The sequence below is a fragment of the Streptomyces sp. NPDC001219 genome, assembly GCF_053597915.1.
Genome location: NZ_JBSFJF010000042.1, coordinates 1 through 14,577 on the forward strand (window position 1 = coordinate 1; position 14,577 = coordinate 14,577).

Consider the following 14,577-nt stretch of genomic DNA (forward strand, 5'->3'; position numbering starts at 1 on the left):
TTCTCGCCGGTCAGGTCGTTCATCAGGGCCGCGTTGACGCCCAGCAGCGAGGGCTGGCCGTGCGTGTAGACCTTGCCGCGCTCGGCGGGCAGCAGGCCGGCCACCGCCTTGAGCAGCGTCGACTTGCCCGAACCGTTGGACCCGATCAGACCGATCGACTCACCCCGGTACGCCGTGAACGACACGCCCTTGACCGCGTGCACCTCGCGTACGCCCGCGGTGGGCTTGCGGCGGACGATGCGGTTGAGGGCCGCGGTGGCGCTGCCCTTGCCCGCGCCGGTGCCGTAGACCCGGTAGACGATGTGCAGATCGTCCGCGATCACCGTCGGGACGCGGTCCCCGGCCTGCCGGGCGCCGTTGTTGTGCTCAGCCACGTCCGTACCGCTCCTCAGCCTTCCAGAAGTACACAAAGCCCACGACGCCCATCACCAGCGCCCAGCCCGCGGCGAACGCCCACACATGGTGCGGCAGTTGTTCCCGAGTGAAGCTGTCGATCAGCGCGAAGCGCATCAGGTCGATGTAGAGGGCGGCCGGATTGATGTCCAGCAGGAACTGGACGACGGCGGGGACGTGCTTGCCCGCGGTGACGGCGCTCATGCTGTACATCACGCCGGAGGCGTACATCCACGTCCGCATGATGAACGGCATCAGCTGCGCCAGGTCCGGGGTCTTGGAGCCCAGCCGCGCCATCACCATCGCCAGGCCCGTGTTGAACAGGAACTGCAGTACCAGAGCCGGCACGACCAGCAGCCACGACCAGGTCGGCAGCTGTCCGGAGGCCAGCAGGATGGCGGCGAGTACGCCCATGGACATCAGCAGCTGCTGGAGCTGCATCAGACAGAACGAGATCGGCAGGCAGGCGCGCGGGAAGTGCAGCGCCCGCACCAGGCCGAGGTTCCCCGAGATCGCCCGCGTACCGGCCATCACCGAGCTCTGGGTGAAGGTGAAGACGAAGACGCCGGTCACCAGGAACGGGATGTAGTCCTCCACATCGCTTCTGGTGCCGATCAGCAGACCGAAGATCAAGTAGTAGACCAGCGCGTTGAGCAGCGGGGTCACCACCTGCCACAGCTGGCCCAGCTTCGCCTGGCTGTACTGCGCGGTGAGCTTGGCGCCGGCGAAGGACGCGACGAAGCTCCGCCGCTGCCACAGCCGGCGGACGTACTCGGGCAGCGAGGGGCGGGCGCCGCTCACCGTGAGGCCGTGACGCTCGGCCAGCGCGCGCAGCTCGGGGTCGGGTGAGGTGCCGGGGGCGGACGCCCGGGCGGGCGCCGGGGCCGGGGGCGTGAGGGTCTGGGGCATGGGGCCGCTTTCGCTTGCGGACGGGGGCGGCGGAACGGGGTGTGGCGACGGGACGGGCCCGTATCGTCGTGACGCTGACACTAAAGGGAGCTCGCGTCGAAACGCAACCGTAGCGTCGTGACGGTAGGGTCATGCCATGGCACACAAGGGCAGCGGGAGCGAACCCGCGGCGGCACGCCGGGCCCCGGCGGGCGCCGCCGTACTGCGGGAGGACAAGACCGAGGCGATCCGCGCCGCGGTCTTCGAGGAGCTGGCCGCGGTGGGCTTCGCGCGGATGTCGATCGAGGGCATCGCGCGGCGCGCGGGCGTCGGCAAGACCGCCGTCTACCGGCGGTGGCGCTCCAAGCTGCACCTCGTCCTGGACGTGGTCTCGGCGGTGGCGGTGGCGGGCATGCCGGCGCCGGACACCGGGTCGCTCTCCGGCGACGTACGGATGCTGCTGGAGGTCGCCGCGCGTGCGCTGCGGCACCCGATGGCCTCGCAGATCATCCCGGACCTGCTGGCGGAGGCGGCCCGCAGCCCCGAGCTGGCGCAGGCGCTGAAGGCGGCGCTGCACGACAGTCAGGAGGGCGTCGCGGCCGCGGTGGTGGCGCGGGCGGTGGAGCGCGGCGAGCTGCCGCCGGACGTGGACACCCGGCTCGCGCTGGACCTGCTGACCGGGCCGCTGTACTGGCGGCTGCTGGTCGTCCGCGACGAGCTGCCCAAGGGGTACCTCGACGCGCTGTCGGCCTCGGTCGTGGCGGCGCTCGGGGCGGAGTGAGGGCGGGCGGCGGGGTGGGGGCCGGCCGGGGGTGGGAGGGTCCCTAGGGTGGGGGCGAACAGATCCCGTAGGGGGTGCGCGGGCCCCCTTCGGGGCCACAACGTGCCGAGCCGGGGCGGGTATTCCCACTCGGCCCCGGCCCGGCCCCGGCCTCAGCCCGCCCGTTCCACCCCCGCCGCGCCGCCGCCCCCCGAGGTCCCCGTGGCCTCCGCCGCCTGCACCTCGTCGTGGGCCGCCGTCCGCTGCCACGGCAGTTTGAGCAGGCCGGCGGCCGTGGCCGCGGCGCGGGGGGACGGTGCGAGGGTGCGCTGTTCCCGGGGGAGCGGCTGCGGGGTTGTCTCCTGGCCGAGGAAGACGCGGCGGACCACGCGCTCGGCGGCGTGGCCGTCGTCCCACGGGCAGAAGCGGGCGCGGAACGCGGTGCGCAGCGCGGTGGTCCGCTCGTCGTCCCAGCGGCCGCTGCGGAAGACCTCGATCAGCTCGTCCTCGGTGGTGGCGACGGCGCCCGGGGTGTCGCCGGGCAGGCCCGAGAGCAGGTCGAAGGTGACGCCCCGGGAGCGGACGTAGGTGTCCCAGTCGTCGGCGTAGGTGATGATCGGCCGGTCGAGGTTGGCGTAGTCGAACATGATCGACGAATAGTCGGTGACCAGGGCGTCGGCGGCCAGGCACAGTTCCTCGACGGCCGGGTGGCCGGAGACGTCGATCAGCGCACCGCGTTCCTGGAGCTTCTGGAGGCCGGGGTCCCGGTCGTAGAAGTAGTGGGTGCGCACCAGCAGGACGAAGTTCTCGCCCAGCGCGCGGGAGAGCCGCTCCAGGTCGAGCCGCGGGACATAGCCGACCTGGTAGTCGCGCATCGTCGGCGCGTACAGGACGGCCGTCCTGCCGGGGGCGATGCCGAGGCGCTCGCGGAGGTCGAGGACGTCCTGGGCGGTGGCCCGGTAGTACACGTCGTTACGGGGGTAACCGGCGTCCAGCGACGCGAAGTCGCAGGGGTAGACGCGCTCCCACTGCTCGGTGGTGTGCCGGTTGGCGGAGAGCGAGAAGTCCCAGCGGTCGGCGCGGGCCAGCAGCTTGCGGAAGCTCATGCCCTTGGCGGCGGCCGGGTAGCGCTTCTGGTCGGTGCCCATCGACTTCAGCGGGGTGCCGTGGTGGGTCTGGAGGTGGATCTGGCCCTCGCGCTTGACCACGTTGTCGGCGAAGTTGACGTTGTTGACGAGGTACTTGGCGCGGGCCATCACCTCCCAGTAGCGCGGGGAGTTCAGCACCACGTGGTCGATGCCGGCCGGCACCGCGTCGGCGAGCTGCTTCTTGACGACCCAGACGCCGTGCACGTCCGGCGCCAGCTCCCTGGCCTTCTCGTAGACCGCCAGCGGGTTGCAGGACGGCAGCCGGTTCCAGTACGCGGAGTAGACCGCGAGGTTCTCGTCCAGCGGCTGCCGACGCAGCGCCTGGTAGCGCAGGTCCACGGCCTTGCGCTTGGCCTGCCCGACCCGCTTGCCGGCGTGCCTGCGCACCGTGCGCCGCACCTTGCCGACGGCCTTCAGCCCGGCCAGCGCCGGATAGGCGTCCCTGGCCAGCAGCGCGTACTTGCCGCCCGCCACACCCGGCGGGCGGACGAAACCGGCCGGCAGCCGCAGCCGGTAGTCGCGGGCGGCGCGGTGGAAGAACTCGGCCTCGGCGCCGCGCGGCAGCCGGCCGGGCTTGTCCAGGACGGTCAGATAGTGGTCGACCATCTTGCGGAACATGTGCGGGCGCCAGTGCGCCAGACCGGGGTGTGCGTCGAGGTGGTCGAAGACCCGGGCGTACTGGTCGAAGACGTCGAAGTGCCGGCGGCTGGTGGTGCGCAGGATGTTGCCGCCCTGGCGGCGCTGGCGGTAGTGCAGACAGACCCGGTCGAGGACCGCGATCCGCCGCGCGGTGATCAGCGTGCAGAACGTCCAGGGGGCGTCCTCGTAGTAGCCCGCGGGGAAGGTGAAGCCGTGCTCCTCGACGAAGTCGCGGCGGTAGGCCTTGTTCCAGACGATCTGCAGCAGGTCGAGGAGCCGGGGCCGCTCGGCGAGCGGGAAGGAGGGCGCGCCGGACTCGTCGAGCAGCGCGGCGAGGGCGTTGCGGCGGGTGCTGCCGTCCCAGTACGTCCGGGCGTAGTCGAAGACCAGGATCTCGGGGCTGCCGGTGGCGGCCAGCCGTGCGGCGAGGGCGCCGAGCGCGCCGGGTACCAGGGTGTCGTCGCTGTCGAGGAAGAGGAGGTAGTCGCCGCGGGCCCGGGCGAGGCCGGCGTTGCGGGCGGGGCCCAGGCCGGTGTTCTCCGGGAGGTGGAGGACCCGCACCCGGCCGTCGAGGGCGGCGTACTCGTCGAGGATGGCGCCGCTGCGGTCGGGTGAGCAGTCGTCGACGGCGATCAGCTCGAAGTCGGTGAACTCCTGCGCCAGCACCGAGTCCAGGCACTCGCGCAGGAACCCCTGCACCTTGAACACGGGCACGATGACGCTGAAGCGGGGTCCGGCGGCGGAGCCTCTCTCGGACATGCGGTGCTACTCCTCGTGACGAGTTGAGTACAGAACGCGTAAAAGGCCCAAAGGGGTCTCCTGCGGTGTCAGATTTCTGACTACTGTTCACCCGAAAAGGTTGTTGTCCGTTACCTGAAATTTCTGTACCGCTTGTCGGGGATGCCGCGCTGTTGCCCCTCGCCGGGCCGGCGCCTTGCCGGGCGGCCCCCGCCGGGCCGGGCCCGGGGAACCTCCAGGAGCCGGACCGCCTCTAGTGGGGTGGCGGGCATCGGAGCCACCGGCGGTCCTCCACGGTCGGCGCACGCGCGGCCCGCGTTGTATGTCTTGACAGTCCCCCTGCCCTGCCGCGACGCCGGGCCCATCGGGGACAGACGAGAGAACGGAGCGCACCGTGCCCGTCCCCGACGACCCCGCGGCCACGGCCGCCGCCGGACCGGACGCCCCGGCGCCGACCGTGTCGGTCATCGTGCCGGTGCACAACACCCGCCGCTACCTCGACCGCTGCCTCGGCTCGGTCTTCGCCCAGACCCTCGACCGGCGCCACATCGAGGTGATAGCCGTCGACGACGGCTCCACCGACGGCAGCGCCGAATGGCTGGCCGAACAGGCCCGCCGCAACCCCCGGCTGACGGTGCTGCACCAGGAGGCCTCCGGTGGCGCGGGCAAACCCCGCAACGCCGGACTCGCCCGCGCCACCGGCGACTACGTCTTCTTCCTCGACTCCGACGACCGCCTCGACCCCCAGGCGCTCTTCTGGCTCACCCGGACGGCCCAGAAGTGCGGCTCGGACATCGTCTACGGCCGGATCGCCGGCGCCGACGGCCGCGCCGCCCCCGTCGACCTGCGCACCACCAGCGAGCGGGTCTCCGTCTTCGACTCCCCGGTCTACTGGTCCCTCGCCGCCTACAAGCTCTTCCGCCGCTCCTTCGTCGAACGCCACCGGCTGCGCTTCGTCGAGGGCCGGCTGCTCGCCGAGGACCTGCCGTTCGGCATCACCGCCCTGCTGCGCGCCGACGTCGTCTCCGTCTTCGCCGAACGCACCTGCTACTACCTGCACGGACGCGAGGACAACAGCAACGCCAGCCGCCAGGACACCGACTGGTGCGACTACCTCCGCTACATCGGCACCGTCCTCGACGGCGTCGCCGCCGCGGTCCCGCCCGGCGCCAACCGCGACACCCTGATGGTCCGGCACTTCCACGGCGAGATACTCATGCCCTTCGGGGCCCCCTACCTCGCCCGCGACCCGGCCGGCCGCACCGCGATGGCCGACGCCGCGCGCCCCCTCGTGGAGCGCTACCTCACCGACCGGGTGGCGGCCGCCCTGCCGCCCCGGCTCCGGCTGCGCGCCCACTGCCTGCGCGCCGGGCTCGACGACCAGCTCACCGCCGTCGTCCGCGCCGACACCGAGCACCACCCGGACCCGCCCCACCTCGACGGCGACGGCCGCGTCTACGCCGCCTACCCCTACTTCCGCGACCCGCGGCACGCCCTCCCCGACACCTGCTACGACCTCACCGACCGCGTCGTACTGCGCCAGCGGCTCACCCGGCAGCACTGGGCCGGCGGCGTCCTCCACCTGCGGGGCACCGCCGCCCTCCCCTGGCTCGGCGGCGACAGGGCCGAGATCCTGCTGCGCCGCGACGGCACCACCCACCGGGTCCCCGCCCGGTACGCGGACGGCGCCTGGCAGGCCGCCGTCGACCCGGCGACCGCAGCGGACGGCGGACCGCTCACCGACGGCGTCTGGGGCTTCAAGATCGCGGTCACCGCGCACGGCACCGGCGCCGCCGCCGGGCAGACCCTCCGCCGCGAGGCCTGGCTGGTCCCGGAGAGCGCACCGGACGACCCCGGCGAAGCCGACGCCTTCGCACCCCGCATCACCGGCCGGGGCCCCGCCGGCCCGGCCGTCGCCGCCCTCTTCCGCTCCCGGCCGCACGGCCACCTGCACCTCGACCTGGACCGCCACGGGGCCCGCCGCCCCCTCGGCGACGACCTGCGCGGCACCGCCGACCGCACCCGCTCCGGCCGGGCCGCCCTCGCCGCGCGGCTCACCCTCCCCGGCTGCCCCGTGGACGCCGAACTGCGGCTGCTCCTCCACGACGGGACCCGCACCGTGGCGCTGCGCACCACCGTCGAGCGGGCCGCCGGCGACCGCTACACCGTGCGCGCCCTGCTGCGCAGCGGCCCCCCGGGCACCTGGCGGGTGGCGCTGCGGGTGACCGCGGGGCCGTTCCGCCGCGAACTGCCGGTCCGCGCGGCGCACCCCGGCGACGGCGGGCACACGCCCCTGACCCTCACCGTGCCGGACCGCTCCCCGGCGGACCTGCTGCGCCGGGCGCGCCGCCGACCCCCGCCCGCACGCCCCCGCACCGCCCGGCGCCCCGGCCCGTGAGCCCCTTTCGGCGACAGCCGAATGCCGTTGCCCGCCCCGTCCCGCTGCAACAGGCTGACCCACGGCACCGGCCACCGGTGCACCCGCGGGAGAGGACCTCCCGGGGCCGTATGACAGGGGGAACACTCATGTCCGTACTCAAGCGCGCCGGCCTGGCCGCCGCGGCCGTCGCGGCACTGCTCGTCCCGGCCGGCATGGTCGTCGGCACCGCCGGACCCGCCGCGGCCAAGGCCGCCACCACCCAGGGATGCCCCTACGGCGCGGTCTGCATCTACCCGCAGAACGCCGGCTGGAACGGCGGCCACCCGTCGCACTTCTACTACAGCTACGGGGCCCACAACCTCAGCAACATGGTCGGCGTGCACCGCATCTACAACAACCAGTCCGGCGGCGCGACCATGCGGACCTGCACCGGCTACAACGGCACCGGATGCCAGGGCTACCTGCCGGCCAACAACTACATCGACAAGAACATGACGCCGATCAACTCGATCACCCTCCAGCCGTAGGCGCGCGGCACCGGCGAGACCACCGGGGCCGGGCCTCCACGGGGAGGCCCGGCCCCCGCACACCGTGCGGCGGACGGCACGCGGGCGCACCCTGGTAGCAGCGGCTCCGGAGGTGAAGCGTCATGTTGCAGACCGCTGTCGGATGGCATGTCGAGCTGGAATTCGAGGAGGACACCCACCGCACTCGCGCCGCCGCCCTGGTACGGCTGCCCGACGGGACCGAGATGCGGTCCCACGGCTACGCCAGCCGTCACCCCGTCGACGCCAACCAGCCGCGCGTCGGCGAAGAGGTGGCGGGCGGCCGGGCACTCAACGAACTCGCGATGAAGCTGCTCACCAAGGCACACGACGAGATCGACGCGGCGTCCGGCCGGACCTCACACCCGCTGGCCTGACCGGACACCCGCCCCGCGGGTCAGCCCCGCGACCGGTGGTACTGCCAGCCCGCCCACGCCGAGGTGATCATGTCGCGGACGTCGTGGCGGGCCTTCCAGCCCAGCTCGTCGGCGATCCGGTCGGCGGCCGCCACCACCCGGGCCGGGTCACCGGCCCGGCGCGGCGTGACCTCGGCGGTGACGTCCGTGTGCCCGGTGACCGAGGTGATCAGCTCGATCATCTCCCGCACCGAAACGCCCTCACCGCGCCCGATGTTCAGCGTCAGATCCCGCACCGGGCCCGGCTCGGCGAGCCGGCGGGCCGCCGCCACATGCGCCTCGGCGAGATCGGCGACATGGATGTAGTCGCGGATGCAGGTGCCGTCCGGGGTGTCGTAGTCGTCGCCGAAGATGCGCGGCGCCTCGCCCGCGGTGAGCCGCTCGAAGACCATCGGCACGATGTTGAAGACACCGGTGTCGGCCAGCTCCGGCGTGGCCGCCCCCGCGACGTTGAAGTAGCGCAGACAGGCGGTGCTGATGCCGTGCGCCCGGCCCGCCGCACGCACCATCCACTCACCGGCCAGCTTGGTCTCGCCGTACGGGTTGATCGGGGTGCACGGGGTGTCCTCGGTGACCAGATCGACATCCGGCATGCCGTAGACGGCCGCCGACGACGAGAAGACCAGCCGGCCCACGCCGCCCGCTGCCATCGCCTCCAGCAGCGTCTGCAGACCGTGCACGTTCTCCCGGTAGTACAGCAGCGGCATCTCCACGGACTCACCGACCTGCTTCTTGGCGGCGAGGTGGATGACGTCGGTGACGCCGTGCTCGGCGAGGACCGTGTCGAGCAGCGCACGGTCCAGGGTGGAGCCGACGACCAGCGGGACGTCCTCGGGGACCCGGGCGCGCACGCCCGACGTCACGTCGTCGAGCACGACGACCGTCTCGCCCGCCTGGCGCAGGGCCCGTACGACATGGGAGCCGATGTAGCCGGCACCACCCGTGATCAAGTAAGACATAGCGCCATCCTAGGCTCGGGGACAGAAGTGCGGGGGAGGGGCACGGGAGTCAGCTGCGCAGCCGCCGGGCGGCGATCCGCCACACACTGCGCAGACCCGACGCGACCCGCAGCGACAGCGCCCCGCCCGTCGTCGCATACGGCTGCACCAGCAGCAGGACATGGCGGCGGCTGGGCAGCACCCGGCGGCGCAGCCCCGGCCCGATGGCCCGCAGCGCCGCCCGGAACCCCGCCCCGTCCGCGCAGCTGACCTGCGCCATCAGATCCCAGGGCTCGGGGTCGGCCCGGTCGTGGCCGTCCCCCTCGACCAGCGCCCCGAGATCCAGCACGATCTCCGCGGTCCAGCAGGCCTCCGCGCCGCCCGGGCCCGGGGCCGGGGTCAGCGCCGCGGTGTGGACCGGGCCGCGCCGGTCGTCCCGGCGGCGCCGCAGCTCGATGTCGATGCTCACCGGCCCCGCCGCGGCCAGCCGCCCGTACAGGTCGTGCACCCGCAGCCGCAGCACCCCGGGACTGCTGACCGCCGGCTCCGCGTCTATGGTCACCGGCAGCCGGTGCATCGGCTTGGTGCCGATCGCGTCCAGCTCCACCTCCGGCAGGTCCCCGGACCACACCGCGCGCCCGCCGGACTCCGCGTACGGCGGCAGCAGCCGCCCCGGCCGGGCCGCCAGCTGCGTCAGCCGCCCCAGGTCCCGCGGCGCCGGCGAGGCCAGCACCACCCGGGCCAGCCAGCGCGCCGGGGCCCGCGCGGCCCGCAGATCCGGCTCCTCGAAACCCGCCAGATACTCCCGGGTCAGCCGCCACCACTCGGCCCGGTAGTCGGCGCCACGGGTGTGCAGCTCACGGACGTACATCCGCAGATCGTGGTCGAGGAACTTGGTCCGCGCGGCGTGCGCCAGCGCCGGCTGCCCGGCCTCCTGGAAGATCCGCACACTGGCCCGGTGCGCCGCGATCCGCGCCTGCCAGTTGGCGACGTCCGTGCGGTCCAGCGAAATCGACTGCCGGGCGGCCGAACGGCGCACATGCCACACGTACACCCGGTCGGGAAGGGTCACGATCCGCGGCCCCGCGGCCAGCACCCGCGCGGTGAAAACGAAATCCTCATAGGTGAAGCGGCCCTCGGGAAACGCGATGGCGTGCTTGTCCAGGAAATCCCGCTCATAAAGCTTGTTGACGCACAGCGTGTCCCGCACCAGCTGGGGGCTGGCCTCCGGCGACACGTGCACCGCCGGCTCCCGGTAGAGCGCCGGCTGCCAGGGCACATCGCGGTGCGCGGGCAGCTCCCGGCGCACACACGCCCCGGCCACGACCGGCGCGTCGTGCTCCAGCGCCGCGGCCAGCAGCGCACGGGCCGCGCCCGGCGGCAGCACGTCGTCACTGTCGAGGAACATCACGAACCGCCCGGTGGCGGCGCGCAGCCCGTCATTGCGGGGCGTGCCGCAGCCCCCGCTGTTCTCGTCACGGTGGAGGACCCGGAGCCGCGGTTCGGTACGGGCCAGGGCGTCCAGGGCGGCGCCGGTGCCGTCGGTGGAGGCGTCGTTCACCGCGATCACTTCGGTGACCGTTTCGCCGGGGCTCCCCTGCGCCAGTGCGGAACGCACCGCGTCGCCGACGTGGCCGACATCGTTGAAAGCGATGACCACGATGCTGACCTGCGCGGATGGCGTGATGGTGGGCCCCGCCAGCGGCTCAAGGGCTTCTTTCACAGTCACTGAAATCTACATTTCGTGTCGACAGCATCTCTTGGCGCGAGAGGGAATTCCGAACCCATTTCCGATGATTCAGAGGGTGAAATCCGTCGCGCGGTTGCACCCGCCGCTCCGCTTTTCCGCCCACTTGCCGTCTTCTTACCGGGCGGGAGCCGGGCTTGGGGTGTGCCGGGCCCGTGAGGGCGCCTGCACATGCTGTAACGACGCGAACGCCGCGGGATGCCGATCCGCACACCACCATCTTGCGGCGGACCGGCCCCGCTCACCGCTCCATCAGATCCGCGACCCGGCCCGCCGCACCACCGTCGTCCCGGTGGCAGAACGCCTCCCGGAAATCCGCGTACGCGTCCGTGCCCGCCGCGGCGATCGCCGGCAAGTCCCCCAGCGCGTCGACCAGTTCACCCGTCGAACCGAGCAGTGGACCCGGCACCCGGGCCTCGAAGTCGAGCGTGAAGCCCCGCAGCGTGTCGCGGTAGTGCGCCAGATCGGGCGTCAGGAAGAGCATCGGCCGGCCCGTGTTGGCGAAGTCGACGGCCAGCGACGAGTAGTCGGTGACCAGCACATCCGCCGCCAGCAGCAGCTCGGTGGCGTCCGGATGGGCCGACACGTCGCGCGCGAACGGCGCATGGTGGGCCGGCAGCCGGTCCGCCACCAGCGGATGCCCCCGCACCAGCAGGACATGGTCATCGGCCAGCTCCCGCCGCGCCAGCTCCAGATCCAGCGGCAGATGCAGCCGGTGGTGCCCCGCGTCGTAGGCCAGATCGTCCCGCGGCGTCGGCGCGTACAGCACCACCCTCCGCCCCGGCTCGATGCCCAGCCGCTCCCGCACCGCCGCCGCGGCCCCCGCCCGGTCCGGCGCGAACAGGGCGTCGGTACGCGGCAGTCCGGTCTCCACCAGCCGCCCGGAGTAGCCCAGCGCCGAGCGCAGCACCGGGGTGCTGTGCGCGTTCGGCGACAGCAGCACGCTCCACTGCCGGCTCACCCGCGGCCGCGGCGCCAGATGGGCCAGCCCCGCGCACAGCGTGCCCGCCAGGTCCGCGCCGATCCGCTTGAGCGGCGTCCCGTGCCAGGTCTGGATGATCCGCTGCCCGCCCCGGCGGGTGAACCACCGCGGCAGATGCGTGTTGGTGACCACCCACCGGCTGTGCGCCAGCGCCCCGTGCCACTCCGCGCTGCCCACCAGCACCGCACGCGCCGTGTCCGGCACCGCCGTCTGCGCGTCGCGCACCGCCCACAGATGCTCCACCTCCATGCCCCGGCGGACCAGCTCCTCGTGCACCGCACGCGGCGAATCCCCGTACGCCCGGCCGCCGAAGCTGCTGTAGAGGACGGTGTCGCGCAGCGGGCGGGAGCGGTGCAGCGGATAGTGCTGCTCGCGCAGCATCCGGCGGCGGTAGGGGCCCCGGTCGGTGGCGGGCAGCGCGGGCCCCGCCACCACGAGCGCCTCGTCCTGCCGGTGCCGGTCCAGGGTGAACGGCTTGCCGCGGACCGTACGGGACGCCGGCAGCCCGTCCAGTGCGGACGGCGCACAGCGCACCGGGGCGTCCAACGGCGAGCCGGGCGCGCCCCGTTCCCGCAGATGCAGCGTCCAGCGGCCCTCGCGCAGCGGCACCGGCCCGGCCGGCGAGGGCAGCGCGCCCAGCGGCAGCGTGCCGTGGAACCGGCCCTCGTCGTGGGTGGTGGGGAAGGCCAGCTCGGCGGCGTGCGTCCGGTGCTTGAGGACCAGCTCGGTGTGGTGCGGCGCGGCGGCCGGCAGCCCGCCGGACAGCAGCAGCGTGCCGTCCGCGCGCCACGCCAGCCGGTCCAGGTACGGCTGCGGGACGCGGTCGTGCAGCACCAGATGCCCGGCCGGGGTCGCGGCCACCACCAGCTCCCGGCCGTGCGGCAGCGGATACGGCACCGGCGTCAGCTCCGGGTCGCAGACGACCGGGCCGCCGCCACCCGGCAGCACCAGCTCCGCCGCCCAGCTCTCGGTGTGCGCGGGCGGCACCGCCCGCGGAGCGCCGTCCCGCGCGGGACGGGCCGCGGCGAGCGCGTCGAGCCGCACCCGGAAGGTGTGCGCGGACGGCGGCGTACCGGGCCCCGCGCCGTCCGCCCCGGGCGGCACCGTCTCCACCGGGAACGACACCACCGTGCCGGTCCCCTGATGGGTCAGCCGCAGCGCGTCCGGCGGCGGGCCCGGCGCGGTGACGGTCAGCTCCAGGTCCCCGGCCGCCGCGGCCCCGTGGCCGGCCAGCCGCCGCACCCCGCGCCCCACCGACAGCCGCAGCCGCCCGCCCGCGTACCAGGGCGTGACCCGCACCCCGTCCTCCGTACCGCCCCCGGCCACCTCATGGGCCCGCGGCGCCGCACCCGAACCGGTGTCGGCGGCGGACAGCGCCCCCGCCCGCACCACCCCCGCCGACGCCAGCAGCACCCCCACCGACCAGTCGCCCTCCTCCCAGCGCCCGCCCCGCCGCAGCCGCGCCGGATCGACCCGCACCTCGAAGCCCGACCAGTCGTAACAGTGCAGCTCCTGACCGGACTCCACGGTCGCCGCCGGCACCGGGACGGTACGCAGCGGCAGCAGGACACGGCGCCGCCCGCACGACAGCACCGCCGTCCTGAGATAGCGGTGCCGGGCCGCGGCGTCCAGATTGCGCAGATAGGCATAGCCGCGCAGCACCAGCACCCCGTCCCGCCACACCGCGTCCGTCACCCGGGCCACGACCGGGAAGTCCGCCCGGTCCAGCCGGGTCACGCCCGGCGGCAGCTCCAGCGGCGGCGTCAGCGGCAGCACCGCCCGCTTGCGCAGCGGCGGCCCCGCCACGGTGAACCCCGCCGGGTTGCGCGCCTCGTGGGTGAGCAGCGCCAGCAGATCCGCCAGCCGCCCGGCACGGATCAGATACCAGCGCATCCGCAACTCCACGGGCAGCGCCGGGAACAGCGCCGGATCGACCCCCGACAGGAAGTCCCGGGCACAGTCCAGGAACGCCGTCCGGCACTCCGGGGCCGCCCCCGGCAGCGCCTCCACCAGATCCAGCAGCCCCTCGGTGAGCTGCGCCCGGTCGTAGTCGCGCCGGCGACCGCGCAGCGCGTCGCGCGCCGGGTCGTCGAGGAAGCGCCGGATGCCGGCCACCGCAGCGAACCGGTCCCGCACCCCCCGGGCGTCGAGCCGCCGGTGCCGGCCGGGCCCCTCCGGCAGCCGCCGGTAACAGACATGCTCGTGCAGCACATCCACCGCGTCGGCCAGGAAGAACGCCGGCAGCGTCACCGCCGCGTCATGGCACCACTCGCCCTCGGGGAACGCGAAGGCGTGCCGGTCCCAGAAGGAGCGCCGGAAGACCTTGTTCCGGGCGACATGGTCGGACAGCAGGGACAGATCCTCGCCGACACGGGTCCGCAGCACGGTCTCGCGGTCCGCCGGATGGTGCGCGGACTGGCTGCGGCCGCCCGCGCCCAGCCGGTACACGTTCCCGGTCGCGAGATCCGACCCGGACCGGTCCAGCAGCCCGACGAGATCCTCGTACGCGCGCGGCAGCAGCACATCCTCGTCGGCATCCAGGAACGCGAGATAGCCGGTGTGCGGATAGGCGTGCCGGGCACCGGTGTTGCGGACCGCGCCACAGCCCGGGTCCGGGCCGTCCCCGCTGTGGTGGACGATCCGGAACCGCGGGTCGCGCGCCGCGAAGCGCCGGGCGAGCGCGGCGGCCGGACCGGCGCCGCCCGCCCCCGGCGGGCCGTCCACCAGCACCACGTCCAGACCGGTCAGCGTCTGGGCCGCGACCGACTCCAGGCACTCCTCCACATTCCGCTCGGACCCCTCGGTGCGATGGACCGGGACGACGACGGTGAGCCGTGGCTTCATACGCGGACCAAGCCTTTCCGGACTGGCGATGCACAAGACCGGTCCGTTCAACTCGCCCACGGCGGCACGGTCACCGGATCTGCGCTGAAAGGGTGAGACCCCTCATCGACAGAGCGTGGTCACGTCATTACGCTCGGTGCGCGAAGTCGGCGCGCCGTA

General features: G+C 73.7%; 10 protein-coding genes. 4 read left to right on the forward strand and 6 right to left on the reverse strand.

Annotated features, from left to right (window positions below):
• Positions 1-374 (reverse strand): ATP-binding cassette domain-containing protein (locus tag ACWC9R_RS24615; protein ID WP_450734561.1); only part of this gene is annotated, 374 nt, incomplete at its 3' end.
• Positions 367-1,302: an ABC transporter permease gene (locus tag ACWC9R_RS24620; RefSeq protein ID WP_450734563.1), complete on the reverse strand. Its 936-nt coding sequence runs from the start codon at positions 1,300-1,302 to the stop codon at positions 367-369. The genes ACWC9R_RS24620 and ACWC9R_RS24615, both read right to left, overlap by 8 nt.
• A gap of 136 nt (positions 1,303-1,438) precedes the next feature.
• Here ACWC9R_RS24620 and ACWC9R_RS24625 point away from each other — a divergent pair, with 136 nt between their 5' ends.
• On the forward strand, positions 1,439-2,062 hold the full coding sequence (locus tag ACWC9R_RS24625) for a TetR/AcrR family transcriptional regulator (RefSeq protein WP_450734565.1): 624 nt from the start codon (positions 1,439-1,441) through the stop codon (positions 2,060-2,062).
• Positions 2,063-2,214: 152 nt separating this feature from the next.
• Here ACWC9R_RS24625 and ACWC9R_RS24630 read toward each other — a convergent pair whose 3' ends face one another.
• Complete coding sequence (locus ACWC9R_RS24630) at positions 2,215-4,587, reverse strand: bifunctional glycosyltransferase/CDP-glycerol:glycerophosphate glycerophosphotransferase (RefSeq protein WP_450734566.1); 2,373 nt, start codon at positions 4,585-4,587, stop codon at positions 2,215-2,217.
• 373 nt (positions 4,588-4,960) lie between these two features.
• On the opposite strand from ACWC9R_RS24630, the gene ACWC9R_RS24635 reads away from it, so the two are divergent.
• From ACWC9R_RS24635 to ACWC9R_RS24645, 3 genes are all read left to right on the forward strand, one after another.
• Complete coding sequence (locus ACWC9R_RS24635) at positions 4,961-6,964, forward strand: glycosyltransferase family 2 protein (protein ID WP_450734568.1); 2,004 nt, start codon at positions 4,961-4,963, stop codon at positions 6,962-6,964.
• Between the two features lie 128 nt (positions 6,965-7,092).
• Positions 7,093-7,473 carry a hypothetical protein gene (locus ACWC9R_RS24640; RefSeq protein ID WP_450734570.1) on the forward strand — a complete coding sequence of 127 codons (381 nt, stop codon included), beginning with the start codon at positions 7,093-7,095 and terminating at the stop codon, positions 7,471-7,473.
• 122 nt (positions 7,474-7,595) lie between these two features.
• The gene (locus tag ACWC9R_RS24645; RefSeq protein WP_450734572.1) at positions 7,596-7,868 is read left to right on the forward strand and encodes a DUF1876 domain-containing protein; all 273 of its coding nucleotides are present in this window, start codon (positions 7,596-7,598) and stop codon (positions 7,866-7,868) included.
• A gap of 20 nt (positions 7,869-7,888) precedes the next feature.
• On the opposite strand, the gene galE is transcribed toward ACWC9R_RS24645, so the two are convergent.
• The 3 genes from galE to ACWC9R_RS24660 form a co-directional block, all read right to left on the reverse strand.
• Positions 7,889-8,866 carry a UDP-glucose 4-epimerase GalE gene (gene galE, locus ACWC9R_RS24650; protein WP_450734573.1) on the reverse strand — a complete coding sequence of 326 codons (978 nt, stop codon included), beginning with the start codon at positions 8,864-8,866 and terminating at the stop codon, positions 7,889-7,891.
• Positions 8,867-8,915: 49 nt separating this feature from the next.
• Positions 8,916-10,568 carry a glycosyltransferase family 2 protein gene (locus ACWC9R_RS24655; RefSeq protein ID WP_450734574.1) on the reverse strand — a complete coding sequence of 551 codons (1,653 nt, stop codon included), beginning with the start codon at positions 10,566-10,568 and terminating at the stop codon, positions 8,916-8,918.
• Positions 10,569-10,833: 265 nt separating this feature from the next.
• The gene (locus ACWC9R_RS24660; RefSeq protein ID WP_450734575.1) at positions 10,834-14,418 is read right to left on the reverse strand and encodes a bifunctional glycosyltransferase/CDP-glycerol:glycerophosphate glycerophosphotransferase; all 3,585 of its coding nucleotides are present in this window, start codon (positions 14,416-14,418) and stop codon (positions 10,834-10,836) included.
• Positions 14,419-14,577 lie beyond the last annotated feature (159 nt).

Excerpts from the sequence above, each read along its gene's own strand:
- ACWC9R_RS24620 (WP_450734563.1), bottom strand. The coding sequence starts at position 1,302 with ATGCCCCAGACCCTCACGCCCCCGGCCCCGGCGCCCGCCCGGGCGTCC.
- ACWC9R_RS24625 (WP_450734565.1), top strand. The coding sequence starts at position 1,439 with ATGGCACACAAGGGCAGCGGGAGCGAACCCGCGGCGGCACGCCGGGCC.
- ACWC9R_RS24630 (WP_450734566.1), bottom strand. The coding sequence starts at position 4,587 with ATGTCCGAGAGAGGCTCCGCCGCCGGACCCCGCTTCAGCGTCATCGTG.
- ACWC9R_RS24640 (WP_450734570.1), top strand. The coding sequence starts at position 7,093 with ATGTCCGTACTCAAGCGCGCCGGCCTGGCCGCCGCGGCCGTCGCGGCA.
- ACWC9R_RS24645 (WP_450734572.1), top strand. The coding sequence starts at position 7,596 with ATGTTGCAGACCGCTGTCGGATGGCATGTCGAGCTGGAATTCGAGGAG.
- galE (WP_450734573.1), bottom strand. The coding sequence starts at position 8,866 with ATGTCTTACTTGATCACGGGTGGTGCCGGCTACATCGGCTCCCATGTC.
- ACWC9R_RS24660 (WP_450734575.1), bottom strand. The coding sequence starts at position 14,418 with ATGAAGCCACGGCTCACCGTCGTCGTCCCGGTCCATCGCACCGAGGGG.